Annotated in this window: 17 protein-coding genes, 1 other RNA gene and 1 pseudogene; 10 read left to right on the forward strand and 9 right to left on the reverse strand. The window is 35.4% G+C overall.

From position 1 onward, the window contains the following. The first annotated feature begins 97 nt into the window (after nt 1–97). The 6 genes from IPP61_19475 (at nt 98) to IPP61_19500 (ending at nt 7,467) form a co-directional block, all read left to right on the forward strand. Entirely contained in the window at nt 98–2,368 is a 2,271-nt protein-coding gene (locus IPP61_19475) for an aconitate hydratase (protein ID MBL0327309.1), read from the forward strand. A 139-nt stretch (nt 2,369–2,507) separates the two neighbouring features. Continuing rightward, complete coding sequence (locus IPP61_19480; protein ID MBL0327310.1) at nt 2,508–3,176, forward strand: hypothetical protein; 669 nt, start codon at nt 2,508–2,510, stop codon at nt 3,174–3,176. 456 nt (nt 3,177–3,632) lie between these two features. After that, complete coding sequence (locus tag IPP61_19485; protein MBL0327311.1) at nt 3,633–3,833, forward strand: hypothetical protein; 201 nt, start codon at nt 3,633–3,635, stop codon at nt 3,831–3,833. 37 nt (nt 3,834–3,870) lie between these two features. Beyond that, nucleotides 3,871–4,278, forward strand: coding sequence for a hypothetical protein (locus tag IPP61_19490; protein MBL0327312.1), 408 nt, complete (start codon nt 3,871–3,873; stop codon nt 4,276–4,278). Nucleotides 4,279–4,891: 613 nt separating this feature from the next. Then, a complete protein-coding gene (locus IPP61_19495) occupies nt 4,892–6,184 on the forward strand; it encodes a hypothetical protein (GenBank protein MBL0327313.1) in 1,293 nt (430 codons plus the stop codon). Between the two features lie 200 nt (nt 6,185–6,384). Beyond that, nucleotides 6,385–7,467, forward strand: coding sequence for a Gfo/Idh/MocA family oxidoreductase (locus IPP61_19500; GenBank protein MBL0327314.1), 1,083 nt, complete (start codon nt 6,385–6,387; stop codon nt 7,465–7,467). A gap of 23 nt (nt 7,468–7,490) precedes the next feature. Here IPP61_19500 and IPP61_19505 read toward each other — a convergent pair. The 3 genes and pseudogenes from IPP61_19505 to IPP61_19515 form a co-directional block, all read right to left on the reverse strand. After that, nucleotides 7,491–7,906, reverse strand: a pseudogene (locus tag IPP61_19505) (twitching motility protein PilT). Beyond that, nucleotides 7,903–8,166 (reverse strand): hypothetical protein, encoded by a 264-nt coding sequence (locus IPP61_19510; GenBank protein MBL0327315.1) that lies wholly within the window; start codon nt 8,164–8,166, stop codon nt 7,903–7,905. Before IPP61_19510 ends, IPP61_19505 begins: the two are co-directional and overlap by 4 nt. A gap of 84 nt (nt 8,167–8,250) precedes the next feature. Next, complete coding sequence (locus tag IPP61_19515) at nt 8,251–9,258, reverse strand: L,D-transpeptidase family protein (GenBank protein MBL0327316.1); 1,008 nt, start codon at nt 9,256–9,258, stop codon at nt 8,251–8,253. A 256-nt stretch (nt 9,259–9,514) separates the two neighbouring features. On the opposite strand from IPP61_19515, the gene IPP61_19520 reads away from it, so the two are divergent. Continuing rightward, the gene (locus tag IPP61_19520; protein MBL0327317.1) at nt 9,515–10,615 is read left to right on the forward strand and encodes a VIT1/CCC1 transporter family protein; all 1,101 of its coding nucleotides are present in this window, start codon (nt 9,515–9,517) and stop codon (nt 10,613–10,615) included. Here IPP61_19520 and IPP61_19525 read toward each other — a convergent pair whose 3' ends face one another. From IPP61_19525 to IPP61_19535, 3 genes are read right to left on the reverse strand one after another with little or no spacing between them, the layout of a single operon-like run. After that, nucleotides 10,616–12,430 (reverse strand): excinuclease ABC subunit C, encoded by a 1,815-nt coding sequence (locus IPP61_19525; GenBank protein MBL0327318.1) that lies wholly within the window; start codon nt 12,428–12,430, stop codon nt 10,616–10,618. 3 nt (nt 12,431–12,433) lie between these two features. Further along, nucleotides 12,434–13,618, reverse strand: a complete 1,185-nt coding sequence (locus tag IPP61_19530) for a nucleotidyltransferase family protein (protein ID MBL0327319.1) — start codon at nt 13,616–13,618, stop codon at nt 12,434–12,436. Then, a complete protein-coding gene (locus IPP61_19535) occupies nt 13,608–13,946 on the reverse strand; it encodes a transmembrane 220 family protein (GenBank protein MBL0327320.1) in 339 nt (112 codons plus the stop codon). Before IPP61_19535 ends, IPP61_19530 begins: the two co-directional genes overlap by 11 nt. Nucleotides 13,947–14,118: 172 nt before the next feature. Between IPP61_19535 and ffs the strand changes: the two genes are divergently transcribed. From ffs to IPP61_19550, 3 genes are all read left to right on the forward strand, one after another. Then, nucleotides 14,119–14,204, forward strand: an RNA gene (ffs, locus tag IPP61_19540) — signal recognition particle sRNA small type. 33 nt (nt 14,205–14,237) lie between these two features. Beyond that, complete coding sequence (fsa, locus tag IPP61_19545; protein MBL0327321.1) at nt 14,238–14,894, forward strand: fructose-6-phosphate aldolase; 657 nt, start codon at nt 14,238–14,240, stop codon at nt 14,892–14,894. A 121-nt stretch (nt 14,895–15,015) separates the two neighbouring features. Beyond that, nucleotides 15,016–15,693 (forward strand): ATP-binding cassette domain-containing protein, encoded by a 678-nt coding sequence (locus tag IPP61_19550; protein MBL0327322.1) that lies wholly within the window; start codon nt 15,016–15,018, stop codon nt 15,691–15,693. Here IPP61_19550 and IPP61_19555 read toward each other — a convergent pair. The 3 genes from IPP61_19555 to kdsB are packed head-to-tail and all read right to left on the reverse strand — an operon-like array spanning nt 15,680 to nt 18,750. Then, nucleotides 15,680–16,387 (reverse strand): hypothetical protein, encoded by a 708-nt coding sequence (locus tag IPP61_19555; GenBank protein MBL0327323.1) that lies wholly within the window; start codon nt 16,385–16,387, stop codon nt 15,680–15,682. The genes IPP61_19550 and IPP61_19555 overlap by 14 nt on opposite strands. Before the next feature lie 4 nt (nt 16,388–16,391). Continuing rightward, entirely contained in the window at nt 16,392–17,957 is a 1,566-nt protein-coding gene (locus IPP61_19560) for a bifunctional response regulator/alkaline phosphatase family protein (GenBank protein ID MBL0327324.1), read from the reverse strand. 43 nt (nt 17,958–18,000) lie between these two features. Next, entirely contained in the window at nt 18,001–18,750 is a 750-nt protein-coding gene (gene kdsB / locus IPP61_19565) for a 3-deoxy-manno-octulosonate cytidylyltransferase (GenBank protein MBL0327325.1), read from the reverse strand. Nucleotides 18,751–18,830 lie beyond the last annotated feature (80 nt).

The raw sequence follows: 18,830 nt of genomic DNA on the forward strand, positions 1-18,830 counted from the left end.
CATGATAATTAAAAAAAATAAAAATAATCCTATTTTGAAATATAAAATCAATTCGTACTTTTGGAAAATAGAATTAAAAAAATAAAATATTAAACTGATGAAAGTATTTGATTTGGACATGATAAAAGCGACTTACGCCAAGTTTCCTGAAAGAGTGGAAGCCGCTAAGAAGCTTTTAGGAAGACCAATGACTTTGGCTGAAAAGATTTTATATGTTCACCTTTGGGACAACCTTCCTACCAAGCCTTATGAACGGGGTAAAGACTACGTTGACTTTGCTCCGGACCGTGTAGCCATGCAGGACGCCACCGCTCAGATGGCCCTTTTGCAGTTTATGCAGGCTCAGCGTGAAAAAGTTGCTGTACCCTCAACCGTTCACTGCGATCACCTGATTCAGGCCAAAGTGGGTGCTACTGAGGATTTGAAGATTGCCAATGAGACCAATAAAGAAGTTTACGACTTCCTTTCGTCAGTATCTAATAAATATGGTATCGGTTTCTGGAAACCCGGTGCTGGTATCATTCACCAGGTTGTTCTGGAAAACTATTCATTTCCGGGTGGAATGATGATCGGTACCGACTCTCACACGCCTAATGCAGGTGGATTGGGTATGATCGCTATCGGGGTTGGTGGAGCTGATGCTTGCGACGTAATGGCCGGCTTACCTTGGGAGCTAAAAATGCCAAAGCTAATAGGTGTAAAACTTACTGGATCATTGAAAGGATGGGCTTCTGCCAAAGACGTTATTCTTGAAGTGGCCGGTCGCCTTACAGTAAAAGGTGGAACTGGTGCTATTGTAGAATACTTCGGAACAGGTGCCGACAAACTTTCGGCCACCGGAAAAGGTACCATCTGTAACATGGGTGCTGAGATTGGAGCTACCACTTCAGTTTTTGGATTTGATAAAAAAATAGGAAAATACCTGATTGCTACCGGAAGAAGAAATGTTGCGATAGCTGCAGGAAGAATCAAAGAATATCTTCGTCCTGACCAGGATTGTATCGATAATCCTGAAAAATACTACGATCAGGTAATCGAAATCAACCTTTCTAAACTGGAGCCAAGAATCAATGGTCCTTTTACTCCGGATTTGGCATGGCCACTTTCAAAATTTGCTGCTGCTGTTAAGAAAAACAACTGGCCGGCGAAACTGGATGTAGGCTTGATAGGCTCTTGTACCAACTCTTCTTACGAGGATATGACCAGGGCAGCTTCTGTTGCCAATCAGGCAGCAGAGAAAAATATCAAAGCCAAAGCTGAATATACCATTACTCCGGGTTCTGAATTGGTAAGATTTACAGCTGAGAGAGACGGTCTTTTAGCTACTTTTGGAAAAATTGGCGGTGTAGTATTGGCTAACGCTTGTGGTCCTTGTATAGGCCAGTGGGCTCGTCATGGTGCAGAGAAAGGCGAAAGAAACTCAATCATCACGTCGTTTAACCGTAATTTCGCCAAAAGAGCCGACGGTAACCCCAATACCCATGCGTTTGTGGCTTCACCTGAAATCGTGACTGCATTTGCTATTGCCGGAGATTTGACATTCAATCCTGCCAAAGATACCCTGACCAACGAAAAAGGCGAGCAGGTAAGATTGGATCCTCCATTGGGAATCGAATTGCCACCAATGGGCTTCGATGTATTGGATGCAGGATATCAAAAACCTGCACGTAGCGGTAAAAATGTTAAGGTTAAAGTGAGCGTAAAGTCTGACAGACTGCAACTATTGGCACCGTTTGCCAAATGGGAAGGTAGCGACCTTAAAGGCCTGAAGCTTCTGATTAAAGCCAAAGGAAAATGTACCACTGACCATATCTCTATGGCCGGTCCATGGTTAAAATACCGCGGTCACCTTGACAACATCTCCAATAACCTATTGATAGGTGCCGTAAACTTCGCCAACGAAGCTACCAACAAAGTTAAAAACCAGTTGACCGGCGAATACGGTGAAGTACCAGCTGTACAACGTGCATATAAAGCCGCTGGCATTGGCTCTATCGTAATCGGTGACGAAAACTACGGTGAAGGCTCATCAAGAGAGCATGCAGCCATGGAGCCACGTCATTTGGGTGTGAGAGCTATATTGGTAAAATCGTTTGCTCGTATTCACGAAACCAACCTCAAAAAACAAGGTATGTTGGCTTTGACATTTGCCAATCCGGCAGATTATGATAAAATCAAAGAAGATGACAGCTTTGATATCGTAGGTTTGACTTCATTTGCTCCGGGCAAACCGTTGACTGTTGTGGCCAACCATACCGATGGCAGCAAAGACGAAATCACCGTTAATCATACTTACAATGATGCCCAAATCGGCTGGTTCAAAGCCGGTGCGGCACTGAATATCATTGCAGAGCAAGCCGGAAAATAAGATTTCTTGCTTATGTTTTGTGGAGAATCCCTGGCTGAGAGGCCGGGGATTTTTTTTTGGGATTCGAAAGTTTATTAGTTATTGGAATTCTCTTTTTGATTTTTTTTTAATAAATTCGAAAATATTAATTGAATTCTAGATGACAGCAATAAATATTTTTTTAACAAAAAAGAATGCTATAGTTTATTCAGATACCTTAGCAACAAATCCGTTAAAAAAAGGAGATAAGAAACTTAAACCAAAACTTTACACCAATAAGGTATTTGTCCTTCCTCAATTTAAATCTGTTTTTGCTGTAACTGGAAGTCTTCAATTGGGTTTAGCTTATTTCAAATTCTTATCAGAATCATTTATTGGAATGGATGTTGACTCAATAAAAAATATAGAATTAAAATATTTTAAAACTTTTTTGAAAGAAAATTACAACCTAAAACTTTTTGGAAAAATCTATTTAATAGGATTTAGTGTTAAAGAAAAGATTATTAAAGGTTTCAAACTTGAAATAAACATAGATGGTATTTTTGTTTGGAATGAAATCCAAGAAGGACTACTTATCAAACCAGAGGTAGAAAATATTGAGACATTTTTTTTAACTCAAGAAAATATAGATAATGGTTTTGTTCAACTTATGATTAGTCAAAAGGAAGAAGATCATCAAAAAAGAATAGAAGACCAAGTTGGGATTGGAGGCGAAATCTTGAAAACAAATTTAATAATTAGTGATATAAATCAATTATTAATTGAATCCAAAATGATTTACAAATTTGATGATTATGAAAATTTAGGTGAAGAAATGCTAAATATCTAAAATCTCAATAAGATAAAATTTAAAGACGAAATCATCTTACTTCAAATTAATAATACATCAATATTTATCAATTATAAAAATTTCAAAATAATAAGTGAAAATTATGAATGATACATAAACAGATATCCTGAATATCAAATCCAATGATCTGCCGGTTGATGAATCAGTTATGGAAAAGATAAGTTTTTTTTAGATTATTCAGTTGATGGATAATTGGTAGAATTAGAAGTAATAGTTGAATCTAAATCTCCTTCAAAACCAAACTTTGTTGAATATTAATTTGCTAGAAAATTATTGTCTAGATCACAGCCGTCGGCTCTGAATATCATTATATTGCAAGTAGGAAAGTTATATTTTGGGCTTGTTAAGTCCTAAAAAAATGAATTTATTGAATTCGCTAACCAATTAAATCTAAAAATTTAAATAATTTGTTAAGACGTAAAAATGTAAATAATTATGGCAAACAATAAAGGAAACTTTTCAATAATTGGAATAATAATAGTGTTTTTCCTTCTGGTAATATTGTTAAATATTATTAAAGTAATTGGTTCAGAGTTTATTGATTTTGCAAGAAATAATAATGAAATTATTTCGATTGCATTCATTTTGACTCTTATTTTTGCATTTTATTCTTTCAATAAAAATCCTGAAAAATGAATGTTAAAAAATATTCAATTATTGGATACTTCTAACTTTGATTATTTCAATAATTACCTCAAAAATATCTGTTGATTCATGGCAAGAACATTTATCTAATGAAGATAGAATAAAAAAATACAATGAAGATAATGGAGTTTATTATGACTCAAATAATAGAAATAGTTCGTCAGAACGTACTGCAATTGTACTTCATTCTTCTAGATATAGTGGAAATCAAATTACAGAACCGATGTCTGAGAATCCAATTCTCATGGAAGGAATTTCATATAATAATCAAAATTATTTCCTAAGACCATACTTAGCAATAGTTAATATTAACTATTTGTCAAATATTGAAATTTCAAACAGTACAATTTTATATTTAAATATGTTTATTTCAACGTTTTTTCTTTTAGGATTAATATTTATACCACTCTTAATAAAATATAATAAAAAACTTTAAGGATTATTATAATTTACAACAAAATTAAATCTAGCAAGTCCTCCTCAATATAAATGAAGACTTTCATTTCATTCACTAAGAATTCCATATCTCTTTAAGTTAGAAATTCAATTCAAGCAATTAAAAGACAACTAACTATTTTTTTTAAAAAAAAATTAACCCTATCTTCCTTAAAGAACTCCAAAAAAACTCTTAGAAGTTGCTCCAAGATATAGGAGAAGCTAAAATTAGGGACGTTAATTATAAATAAATGAAAAAAGTATATTATTAAACAATATCAATTCCTTCAATTACCTTAGTTTATTACTCACTAGTGTGATTATTCCGAAATAAAGAAGCAAGTTACTATCTTCAAAATAATTTATAACACAGATAATTTAGCAAATAAAATCCTAATTGATTATGCTTTACTCTAAAGTATTCCTTTAATAAATTAAAAAAGCTCACAATTCTTTTCTCTCTACCACATTTCTTTCTAAATTAGAAGAAAAATACAAGCAATGAAATCTCCTAAATATTTGCCTCATTTTGGGTAAACTAACAACTAAAAATCATCTGCATTTTTCTGATTTTCAGTCTAAAATAGTTTGTTATTTTTTTATTTATCCTAAAAATGAAAACCTTCTTTAACCTTGCTATTGCTTCCCTTACAAGCCTATTTTCTTATTTCACAGTCACGGCTCAGGATTCACTGAAAACACTTACCCGACCGGTGGTGGAAGGAAAAGAATCGGGCTTATTTATCCCAACTTATTACGGTAAGCCATTTTTAACCGACATGCATCATTATGACGATGGTACCATTGACATCGGCATGGTTCCCAACCGCTTGGCTTACTCAATAATGAATGAAAATGAAACACCTATCAATCCTTACAAAGAACTATCTGCCAGTCCAAAAGTCTTATTGGAGTTGAAATTAGGCTCGATGGCACCTATTTATTCGAAATGGATTAAAAACCAAAAAAAATGGGGATGGTCGTTTTACATTCCCGCCAGTATGGTTACCACACTCAGTTTTTCTGAAGGGTTTACTTTCCCTATCGTTAACTTTGATTATAATTTCGGTTTTTCGTTTAATACCATCAAAAACGTCAAAAAAGGATTTTTGAAAAATTTCCTGATTGACTTCAAGCCTTTCATGCATGAATGCACCCATGTAGGAGGCGAATATGTGGACTATTTCAACAAAACCGAATCTCCCATTGCCCGCATGCACAGCAGCTATGAATACAGCGAAATCGGCATTGTAATCAACGACATTGCCAATAGACAAGAAAACAATCATTCATTTAAATTAGGGACGATGGTTTTGTTCCCCACCAACTGGGATATCGGTCATGGATTCTGGAATACCGCCGGGAATCTTGCCCCGGGAATCAAAGGAACGGAAGTAGATGGACAAGATAGCCCACCAGTTTATGCAAGCAGTGCAAATAATACCCTTTATGGCACGTTGCCGGATATCAAAATTATTGATTCCAGAGCAAAATGGAGCCTTTTTGAGCCCTACCTTCAATACGAAATGCGATTGTTTGATAGTCCAGTGTCATCAACCCGAATTCCACTTGTAATTTCAGCTGATTTGCGTTTCCGGCCATTGAATTCCTATGTAGAAAGAACCAATTTTTTATACAAATACCAGGAAAATGGCAGCTTGCTTCCCCGACCAGCATGGGCAAACTATGAATCAGAGCATTATTACCAACATTTAGATCTTCCGCATCAGCGATACGTGCCTTCAATAAATATGCAGTTGGGATGGAGTTATTACCCATCGCCATTGTCAAATTATCGGGTTGCTTTTATGATTCATGGGTATTATGGACAGTTTCCTTATGGCCAATTCCGAAATCTGTACAATTACTGGTTTTTGGGGACGGGCTTTACTTTAACTCGCAGGTAGATAAAGTGTTTTTTTCTTTTAAAAATTTGATTTGAATAAATATTTTGCCTGAAAATTATTGAAGCTTATCCTCTTTTTCAGACACAAATTCAAACAATTGATTTACAGCTATTTCAATAAATACCTATATTTAAAATGTGGCTTTTTCAATATTTAATAAAATTTATTTACTAAATTCAAGCTCAAAATAATTCTGAAAAATGATTGAAGGAAAAGTAAAAATTGGATTAATTGGCTCGCAATTTATCTCAACTATTCATGCCGAGGCGATAAATAAAGTAGCAGATGCAGAAATCGTGGCTGTGATGTCGCCCACACTTGAACATGTTAAAACTTTCGCCGAAAATCATAAAATTCCTAACTATTTCACCGATTTGGATAAAATGCTGGCCATGCCAGAAATAGATTTGGTGGTGATAGGTGCTCCGAATTATTTGCATTGTGAAATCACAGAAAAAATAGCATTGGCCGGAAAACACATTGTGGTGGAAAAACCCTTTTGCCTGAATCTGGAAGAAGCCGACAGGATGATTGCTGCCTGTGAAAACGCAAATGTTAAACTTATGTATGCCGAGGAGCTATGCTTTACTCCAAAATATGTGCGAATGAAACAGCTTTTAGACGAAGGTGCATTGGGCAAACCTGTCCTATTAAAGCAATCAGAAAAGCATGATGGGCCTCATGCTGACCATTTTTGGGATGTGGAAAGGTCTGGTGGTGGCGTAATGATGGACATGGGCTGTCATGCAATCCAATTTTTCAGATGGCTCAATAAAAACAATCCTATTAAATCAGTTTACGCTCAGATGAGCACCAGTGTACATACTGACAAAACCATCGGTGACGATAACTCAATTTTGATTTTAGAGTTTGAAAACGGCGTTACGGCTATGGCCGAAGAAAGCTGGACAAAACTTGGTGGCATGGACGATCGGGCAGAAATCCATGGCTCGGAAGGCGTTGCTTACGCCGATGTGCTTCAGGGTAATTCCATTCAGACTTACAGTACAAAAGGTGTAGGCTATGCCGTTGAAAAAGCAGGAAATACCGTTGGCTGGAGTTATACCATGTACGAGGAAATCTGGAATTATGGATTCCCGCAGGAGTTTGAACATTTTGTGGATTGTGTAAAAAATGATAAAGAACCGCTCGTAACAGGTCATGATGGAAAGGCTGTATTGGAAGTGATAATGGCTGCATATGAATCTGCCGGATCAGGTAAAAAAGTATTTTTACCTTTTAAAACTGACATTGACAAACCTTACAAATTATGGAAAAAGTAAGTTTTTGACATAGTTTATTTTAATCATAAAATATTCAAAATAAACTCCTTAGAAGTATAAACTGGTAAATCAGAAAAGTAAAAGTCGTTGATATTTTCGGTAATTATCGCCTCACATCCGGCGTGCAAAGCGGCATAATATTGCAGGCCGTCTTCATAATCTTTAACTTTTATGTTTGTATTAACTGCAATTACTTCTTTTTGACCGATATTGGTTATTCCTAAATGACCTGACAAAATCTGCATTTTCTCAATTGCCCGCTTGTTTCCACATTTTTTTTCTGCGAAATAATAAGCAATAGCCAGACAAATTGGCGAAGTAAAAGCTGATAATTAGATCTGAAAGAAGGTAAACTCAATACCCTTGAACTATAACTAAAAACCGGCATCTCATGGTTTAGAACCGAAACCAATATGTTGGCATCCAAAAATAATCTCATTTTCTGGATTCGTAATATTCTTTTTTCAGAGACTTTGAGCTTTTGGCTGCGGTTTTATAAGTAGCCTGCTCTTCAGCGACCAAACTGATAAAATCGGCTATTGGAATATCTTCCAGCGAGGCATATGACTTGGGTGCTGAAGTGATTTTCTCGTATAAAAACTCAGTAAGCCTGCTCAGACTCATGCCTTGAGATGCGGCAAAATCTTTGGCCTTTTCTATAATATTCTGGTCAAAACTTAATGTGATTTTAGTATCCATTTCTTGTTCAATATTTTATACGTACAAAAATATTATTCTTTACGTAAAGCTCCAAAATAATTTTAATATTTTTTCCAAAATCCTTTAATGCAGCAGTTTATAAAAATCAGGCTTCGAAATTAATTGCCCTTTTTCATTGATATAATCAGTAAAATACATCACAAAAACCGGCATTTTTTCTTTCAAAGGAATTGTAATCGGTTTCTTGTCTGTAGGGCAATCAATCATAAAGTTGGGGTCAACAGGTTTGGCAGGCGACAAGTAATTAAGAAACTCCCTGGGTTTTTCCATTCTGATACAACCATGCGAATAATATCTTTTAGATTTCTTAAAAAGTCCTCGGCTGGTTTGGGTGTGTTGGGTATCATGCATGTAAACACTGAAAGGATTCTTCAAGTTAAATTTTATCAGGCCAAGAGAATTAAAACATCCGGTTGCCTGCCTGATTCTATAGGGAAATTTATCTCTTTTGAAGGTATCCCATTCCAGGGTAAAAGGATCTACCACCTTACCTTTTTTATCCAAAACCTCATAAAAATTTCGTTCCAAAAAACCAATATCAGCAATAGTTTTTGGGATAATTTCGTCAAAAACTATATTTTGAGTGGGGTACCAATAGGGAAATAAGGAGAAATTGTCAATATAATCGGCAAAAATGGGTGTCTGATTTTTATAAGTCCCCACAATCACATTCATTTTAAATTTGAATTTTGAATCCTGAAAAACATATAATTCCTGAGAAGGAATATTTACCCAAACAAAATCACCTTTATTATATTTTTTTATCCATTTGAAAAAATTCCGGAATTCTGCCAATTCTTTTTCACAAAACGGATATTTGAATGAATTTTTGTAAAAATCATTTTGAGGCTCCAGTGTAGATAAATTAGTATAACCAGCCAAAAAACTTGAAACCCATGACTTAGCATTGCTGCTATCAATTTGGGGAGAAATGGCTTGAAAAGTCAAACATTTCGGTTCATTTCCAAACTCATATTTTAATGCAAAATCAAGTGCATTTACCGTGTCATTTACCGAACTATCAACTTTCGAAATACCATATACATCTCTCAGGCTATCAAGAACATACAAGTTTCTGTTTTCCTGAGAAAATACAGAAATCTGAAAAAAACACAGAGAAATGAAGAGTATCCGCCCGGAAGACATCTTAAATTTTCAAATTAAGTAGTATATTTTAATTATTTACTAAAGTATGAATTTTTCCAAATATTCTAAATGCTGATTTTCTTTTTTTTAAAAAGTCTAAAAACTAATAAGACTCAAATTGATTTCAAACATTGAATTAATAAACATTTCAAAATACATTTGAAGAATATTTAAAAGCAAAATGGTAAAATTAGATAATATCCAGACCGAAGTAGATGCCAGTTTTCTTTATTCTGTTTTGTCAAAACTGGAAGAAAATCCTGCTGTTGCAAAAATTTTCTCGCAAATGAGCGAGATTGAAAATAGTCATGCGGTGGCATTTTTAAAATCCAACGATCTGGATTTAAGCAAAATGCCAAAACCCTCGTTCAGGGCAAAAACAATTGTTAATATCAGTAAATTTGCCGGTAAAGATTTTATACTGGGTATTCTTTTAGATACAGAAAAAAGGCTTACAAAGACAATCTTAAAAGCTCGGAAAGACCTGAATTTACCCAATTCAATTTCTGACACCTCTCATGTAAATATCCTCAATAATATTTTGGAGAAAAAAGCTGATGTGTCGGCATCGGAATTTTCAAAATATGAAAAACAACACCGATCCATTGGAGGAAATGCTTTGAGAGCGGCAGTATTAGGCGGAAATGATGGCCTTGTTTCAAATTTTAGTCTTGTGATGGGGATTGCCGGTGCCACTAATGGGCAAAGTGAGGTTCTTTTGACTGGACTTGCCGGTTTATTGGCCGGAGCTTTATCTATGGCTTTGGGAGAATGGATTTCGGTAAAGAGCTCGCAGGAACTGTATGAAAACCAAATGGAGCTGGAAATGGCTGAACTGGAACATAACCCCAAAGGAGAGCAAAAAGAACTTGAGTTAATCTATCTTGCAAAAGGTTTTTCTGAAGAAGAAGCATCAAAAATGGCTTTTGAGGCCATGCAGGATAAAGACAAAGCCCATAAAATTTTAGTAAAAGAAGAGTTGGGGCTCAATACAGAAGAATTAGAAGGCTCAGCAATGGAAGCAGCGGTTTCATCTTTTTTGATGTTTGCCGTGGGGGCTATTTTACCGGTCATCCCCTATTTTTGGCTTGGAGGAAGAGACGCTATCATTTTCAGCTCAATATTAAGTGCCATTGGTTTATTTCTGATTGGTGGGGTGATTACTCTTTTTACAGGAAAAAGTTTTTGGAGGTCAGGACTCAGGCAAGTAGCCTTTGGATTGGCAGCGGCTGCCATCACATTTGGAATTGGAAAACTCATCGGAGTCTCCATTGCCGGTTAATCAGCTTTCTTTTTCGAGAAATTCTTTGATTCTGCGGGCTTTGTCTTTACCCAAAACCTCAATTAATTCCTCGTCAGTAGCTTTTTTGATATTGCCAATACTTTTAAAATGGTTAAGTACTTTGGTGGCAGTGGTTTTTCCTATGCCCTGTGCTGACTCCAAACTACTAATCAGGAAATTTTTACTCCTTCGGTTGCGATGATGTGTTATTCCAAATCGGTGGGCCTCGTCACGGGCTCGTTGAATCAATTTAAGGGACTCCGACTTTTTATCAATGTAAACTGGCAAAGTATCCTCTGGAAAATAGATTTCTTCCAGTCTTTTTGCAATTCCGATAATAGGAATCTGTCCATAGAGTCCCAATGATTTTAATGCATCACAAGCGGCAGAAAGCTGACCTTTTCCACCATCGATTACAATGAGATCGGGCATCTCAGCTTTTTCTTCCAATAATCTGGCATATCTGCGGCCCACCACCTCATTCATGGTCGCAAAGTCATCGGGACCTACTACGGTTTTCGGAATAAAATGACGATAGTCGCGTGTGGAAGGTTGCCCGTTGATAAAACATACCATAGCCGATACGGGATTTGTACCCTGAATATTTGAATTATCAAAGCATTCTATCCTTCGTGGCAGAGTTTTCAGATTAAGGTCTTGTTTTAGTTTTATCAAAACTCTATCTCTTTTATTGGTAGCACCACTTGCTTCAATTGCCTCACGCTCAGCTTTTTCATGACGATAATACATCACATTTCGCAAGGACATCTCCATCAATTTTTTCTTATCACCAATCTGAGGAATCGTAACCTGAACTTTCAGGTCAACTTCCAGGTCAATATTTGTAATGATTTCTTTGGCTTCAGATTCGTATTTTTTTCTTAAATCAAAAATCACAAGTGCCAAAATATCAGATTCCGACTCTTCTATTGGCTTTTTAACTTCCAGCGTTTGAGTTCTGATAATCGTTCCGTTAACAACTTTCAGATAGTTGATATAGGCTGCTTTGTCGTCAGATTGTATCGAAAACACATCAGCATCGTGAATATTTGGACTAACCACAGTGCTTTTGGATTGATAATCTTCCAGGAATTCAAGTTTTAATTTGAATTTATGGGCATCTTCAAAAGCCATTTTTTCAGCCGATTCCAACATTTTTTCATGAAAATACTTTTTCGCCGGGCTTACATTTCCTTTCAGAATATTGTGCACCAGTTCAATTTCCTTCATGTAGTCTTCCTCAGACTGCAGGCCATCACAGGGGCCTTTACAATTGCCGATATGGTACTCAAGACAAACCTTATATTTCTTATTATCAACGTTTTCCTGACTTAAACTATACTTGCAGGTACGTATGGTGTATAGATTAGTAAACATATCGAGCAAGGCATACATTGCCTTGGCATTGACATAAGGACCGTACATTTTACCCAGACTTCGGTCTTCGATCCTTCTGGTCTTAATGACTCTCGGAAACCGCTCATTGGTGACACATACATAAGGGTAAGTTTTATCGTCACGAAGTAAAATGTTGAACTTGGGCTGATGCTCTTTGATCAGGGTGTTTTCTAGTAACAGAGCATCCCATTCGGTTGGAACAACGGTATATTCAAGTTTTCTGATGGTAAGTACCAGACGACGGGTTTTTCTGTCCGTTCTATCGAAATTATAAAAATAGCTACTGATCCTGTTTTTCAGGTTTTTGGCTTTCCCAACATAAATTATTTGATTTTCTTCATCAAAATACTTATAGATGCCCGGCTCGTTGGGCAAAAGCGGTATCTGACTTTTATAATCAAAGGTAATTTCAGCCATAAATCAGAACATTTTTTTTATTCCGTAAGTAATAATTTTGCTTATAAAATTCAAAAATCTGTATTTTTTAGGAAAAGAAATAAATCTTCCATGCTCCAGTGGATTGGGAATTGAATATTCTTTATATATTTCAAAAACATATTTTCTAATACTAAATCCTTCATCCTGATTATTAATCAATACTTTTTCATACCTCAATCGGGCGAAAAGCGTATTCCAATTTTTTGAATAACAATGATAATCCAAAATCCGGTCGATTTGGTTTAGATTAATTATATGGAAATGCTTTTCAATAATTTCAGGTACAGGAAAATCATATAATTTTTTTATCAGGTAAAATCCCGTGATTAAGATTTTGTAGAGTTTATATTCTTTGGCAAGATTGATTTGTTTTTCCCAGTCCAGCTCTTCAGAATATTTCCTCAAAAACGCCATGAGGTCTATCAAATGTTTCTGTTTAACCCAGATTTCTTTGCCTCCATGGTGCAGAATAATCATCCAAAAAATGGTTTCTACAGAAGGAATTACCGATAAAACCTGATTTGACTTTTCAGTAAAATTTTCAAAAAAACTCAGATAATCAACCTTGTAAGGCATAAATCCATAATTGAGCCCCCAGTGTAAATCTATATGTAAACCATTTTTATTAAACGCCTGTTCATACTTTCCTTTTGATGCAAGAATTGCTGTTATAATTTCATCTTTATCACTAAATTTAAATTCATCGTTAAACAAATCAAATTCATAATCATTTGAAAAAAAATATTCCAAAGCCTTCCCTGCATCTTCAGGATAAACCAGTAAATCCATATCACCGGATTCCCTAATGACCTTATTGTCAAAAATGGTATTAGAAAACAAAATTCCCTTATAAGGAATCACTCTTATACCTAAATTCTGAAAATCCCTAAATAATCCTTTAATCAATTGCGTGTATCCCAAGTTCAGAAAAGCTTGCCTTTGAGCAAAATCATTATATTTATTTAAATACTCAAAATCACTTTCTGAAACTTTTGCCTTTTTAAATGCGAACGAAGCCGCCGGCCTTAAGCCATTGAATATTATCTGCTTATTTAGTAAATCCGGGTTATTTTCTTTTATTAATAATTCCAAAATTCTGCTTTCTTCTTTTTCTAAAAAAGCAGATTTTACAATTTCTAATAATATCTCAGGGTAGTTATTTTTCAATTTTCCGAAGAGATAAAAGTAACAAAATCAATGCTGTAATTCCTAATCCCAAAGATTCCCTTCCAAGCTCAATATTGATTGTTTTCATCCCCATCTCATTAAGCAATAATCCTTCCCATGCTGGAGGGAACTGATTTATGGCCCAAAAAATATAAGGAATTGCTACCAAAACCAGAGTTTTTCCAGATATTTTGCCTTTCATATTTTGGTAAACCAAATAAATTGGAAACGAATAAGCCGCCATCCAAACCAATGGATCCGGGTCATTGTATTGTACCACTACAAAATAGGCAAACAGTGCAAAAACCAAATAGTAAATGTATCTCATAAAATTTAATTGTTCCCAAAATTACGTCTTATCCTTTCATCTCTTAAATAATGCTAAAAATATTATGTCCTAAATGTTTAAATATCCAATGCTCATACATCCTTTTCTTTTTTTTGGGGAAAAACTTTTCCCAACAAATATTGGGTTCTAATAATAAAATTGCTACTTTTGTGACGGCAAATTACCAGCTCCTGCTGAATCCCCCAGGACCGGAAGGTAGCAAGGGTAGGCGGTTGTAGCGGTGAATTTGCCATTTTTTTTGCTTCATTTTTTTCAATCAATATATATAACATGAAATTTTTTATAGACACAGCGAGCCTTTCGGAAATCAAAGAGGCTCAGGACCTGGGTATTTTAGATGGTGTTACTACCAATCCCTCATTAATGGCCAAAGAAGGCATTGGAGGTGAAGAAAACGTAAAAAAACATTACAAAGCAATCTGTGACATCGTAGATGGTGATGTGAGTGCTGAAGTAATCTCGACTGACTACGAAGGTATGATCAGAGAAGGAGAAGAACTTGTGAAAATCGATGATCAGATTGTGGTTAAAATCCCGATGATCAAAGACGGTATCAAAGCCATTAAGTATTTCTCTGAAAGAGGTATCCGTACCAACTGTACTTTGGTATTCTCTGCCGGACAAGCACTTTTAGCAGCTAAAGCCGGTGCAACTTACGTATCGCCATTTTTAGGAAGACTTGACGATATCAGCACTGACGGTTTGGTTTTGATCGAGGAAATCAGGACTATCTATGATAATTATGGTTACCAAACCCAGATTTTGGCGGCATCTATTAGACACCCAATGCACATTTTGAATTGTGCTAAAATCGGTGCTGATGTAATGACAGGGCCGCTTTCAGCAATTTTGGCATTGCTTAATCACCCATTGACAGACCTTGGCCTGGCAAAATTCCTTGCTGATCACGCCAAAGTTAATAAATAATTCGAAGAATACCCCGGTATTCTGATTGGCCACGAATTCAAAAATATTAAGATTGAAGATTTCAAAATCAATTTCTTAATTTTGGGTTCGTGGTTTATTTTTAAATTTTAAATCATAAAAAATGGATTCTGTAATTTCACTTAAAAATGCATACATTTTTCAAAAAGACAACCTCATACTTTCAGATGTAAACTTTGAAATTAAGCAGGGTGAGTTTGTATTTTTAATCGGAAAAACCGGAAGTGGAAAGAGTTCATTATTAAAAACACTTTATGCCGACTTGTTTCTCGAAAAAGGCCAGGGAGTAGTTGCCGGTTACGAACTAGAGAAAATTAAGTATAAAGAAATACCATTTTTAAGGAGAAAAATCGGGATAATTTTTCAGGATTTCCAATTGCTTCCCGACAGAAATATTCAACAGAATTTGCGTTTTTTCATGGAGGCAATGGGCTGGGAGGAAAAAGCCAAAATCAATGAAAGGATTGTTGAAGTTTTGGAAATGGTAGGTCTTCCCGAGGTTTTAAATAAAATGCCGCATCAACTATCAGGTGGCGAACAACAAAGAATTGCCATTGCACGGGCTTTATTAAATCACCCTGCTATTCTTCTTGCAGATGAGCCAACTGGTAATCTTGATCCGGAAAAATCAGTGGAAATTTTGAAATTATTCATGAAAATAAATCAGGTTTCCAAAACTGCGGTGCTCATGGCTACACATGAACTTGACCTGATTGAGAGATTTCCAAAAAGAACTTTATTCTGTGACGGTGGTCAAATCAAAGATCTCAGCGATAACTAGAAAAAGTAGCCCTTAAATATAATCCTCTCGGATTGTGAGAGTTAACTGCTTCAATTACATTAAAGTCAGAATCAAAGCCCACTTTATTTCTATTTAACATTTTTACCGGATTTGATGCTGAAAAACCTAACGAAATACCAAAAAACGTATAGGGTTTACGATCTTTTCTCAAATTAAATTGCATTCCGGCTTCAATTTTGGCATTAATGGCTGTGTCTTTATAATTGTAAAACTTATCGAGTTCGTCTTCTCCGAGGTTTTCAACCATATTTGAAAAATACATGACCGGACCTACCGAAAAATCAATATGAGGGAAATATTTTTGTGGAACAATCACAGGTAAATAACGTCCTTTAAACTGTAGCCAAACTGTACGATGATTCATAAAAAAATCACCATCTGGCGGTGGATTTGAAAAATCTGACTGTTTTGAACCCACAAATCCAAATTCTCCACCCAGAAAAATACTACTAAGCTTGTCTTTTTTGAAACCGGGATTAACCATGTAGGCAAATGTCATTCCCGGAGCATTGGTTGAAATATAATTTGATTTTAATTTTTCCCGGTGCAATCCTGTCGGAACATCTACAATCAAACCTATTTCCAGTATATCTCTGTCAATAAAATCCTCAGGATCCGCCTGTCCAAATGCGGAAATGCTAAAAAAAATCAATACAAAATACCGTAGTTTCATAAGTCTATTTCGCTTTCAAAACTGCAAAAGGTATTATCATTTCTTCCAAAGATACTCCACCATGCTGAAAAGTATCCCGATAATGACTCACATAATGATTGAAATTATTGGGATAGGCAAAAAAGTAATCGTTAGTTGTAAAAAAATACGATGTGGAAACATTTGGACTGGGCAATTTGAAGTTTTCAGGTCTTCTAACTTCAATAATTCCATCACGTTTATCATCAAGATTAAGGTTCTTGCCTTGTTTATACCTTAAATTAGTATTTACATTCCGATCTCCAACTATACGTTTGGCATTTTTCACTTTTACCATTCCATGGTCAGTAGTAATTACCACACGTCCATTTTTTGATGCAATTAATTTCAAAAAATCGAGTAATGGTGAATGTAACAACCATGAACGGGTAATCGACCTGTAAGCCGCTTCATCAGGTGCTAGTTCTTTAATCACGGCCATATCGGTGCGGGCATGAGAAAGCATATCTATGAAATTATACACCACCACAATCAAATCGTCTTTTAATAAATTGCTAAAACCATCCACGAGAGATTTAGCCTGATTATTAGTCAGTATTTTATGATAAGAAAATTTATGATTGAGATTATTTCTTTTCAGTTGTCTCCTCAAAAATTCTTCTTCATTTTTATTTAAGCCATCTTCATTGTCGCCTTCATCGTTAACCCAAAGATCGGCATGCTGTTTTGACATTTCCAAAGGCGACAAACCTGAGAATATCGCATTTCTGGCATAAGAAGTTGCAGTTGGTAATATCGAAAAGTATGTATCTTCTTCTTCCACCACAAACAGATCATTGATGATTTCTTCCATGATTTTCCATTGATCCAATCTGAAATTATCAATCAGAATAAAGAACAGAGGTGATTGAGGTTTTATCAAAGGGAAAACCTTTTGTTTTAAAAGATTAAATGAAAAAACAGGTTTTTTGACTTTAGGATCGGTCATCCAGCCTTCATAATTATCTTCCACAAATTCGCAAAATCTGATATTGGCTTCAGATTTTTGCATCAAAAAAACTTCTTCCATCGATTTATCAACCGAACGGTCAATTTCCAACTCCCAGAAAACAAGTTTTTTATATATTTCTACCCACTCATTAAAGTCCAGGTCATCGTTGTATTGCATCGATATCTGCCTGAAGTCCTGCATGTAGCTGGAATTGGTTTTTTCAGAAACCAACCTTTTATTATCGAGCAATTTTTTTATGGAAAGCAGAATCTGATTCGGATTGATGGGTTTAATAAGATAATCGGCTATTTTTGAGCCTATTGCCTCTTCCATTATCCGCTCTTCTTCTGACTTGGTAATCATCACCACAGGTATATGGGCTTTGATTTTTTTGATTTGTACCAAAGTATCCAATCCGGTCATTCCGGCCATCATTTCATCCAAAAAAATGAGATCATAATTGTTTTTTTCGACCAGATCTATTGCATCTGCACCACTAGGTACAGGTGTAACATCGTAACCTTTATTTTCGAGAAAAACTATATATGGTTTAAGTAAGTCTATTTCGTCGTCGGCCCATAAAATGGTGAATCTTTGCATTGCTTTTTCTTAATTATTTTTTATACCCTATTAATGGGATACGTCATTTACCTTGTAAAAATTGCCTCAGTGCCTCGAAATCTTCCGGAGTATCGATTCCAATACTGTCAGATTCAACTTCTACAGCTTTGATATTGAATCCATTACTAAGCCATCTCAATTGTTCCAATTTTTCCAGATTTTCTAATTTTGACACTGGAAACCTTACAATTTTTTCCAAAACTTCCACACTGAAAACATATAATCCAATATGCTGATAAAAGTCATTCCTGACTAGCCAATGATCAATTTCAACACCTCTAATATGAGGAATTGGTGACCTACTGAAATATAATGCCTGATTTTTTTCTCCTAAAACCACCTTAACCAAATTAGGATTTAATAATTCATCAAGTGTTTTTATGGTTTTATAGGCCGTAAGTATCTGAGTGTCAATATCAAGTTGAGAGCAAAGGGAATCAATAGTTTCCGGATCAATCAAGGGCTCATCTCCCTGAATGTTTACCAGAAAATCAAAATCAGTATTACCATGAAGTTTTTTGGCCACCTCGGCACAGCGGTCTGTTCCACTTTGATGTGACTCTAATGTCATAATCACCTCACCACCAAAACTTTGCACATGGTCAAAAACCAATTCATTGTCTGTCGCAACTACGACCCGATTAAGACTTTTGGTCTTTAGGCACTGCTCATAAACCATCCTGATGATTGACTTCCCCCCTATTTCTTTAAGTAATTTTCCCGGAAATCTGGTAGAAGCGTACCTGGCAGGTATTACACCCAATATTCTCAATTTGTTGTTATTTTTTACAAAATTAAGCTAAAGTTTTAAAAGTAGGTTTTTTAGTTTTTTTAAAGACAAATTAAAAATAA

This window comes from Cytophagaceae bacterium (genome assembly GCA_016722655.1).
Taxonomy (GTDB): domain Bacteria; phylum Bacteroidota; class Bacteroidia; order Cytophagales; family Spirosomataceae; genus Leadbetterella.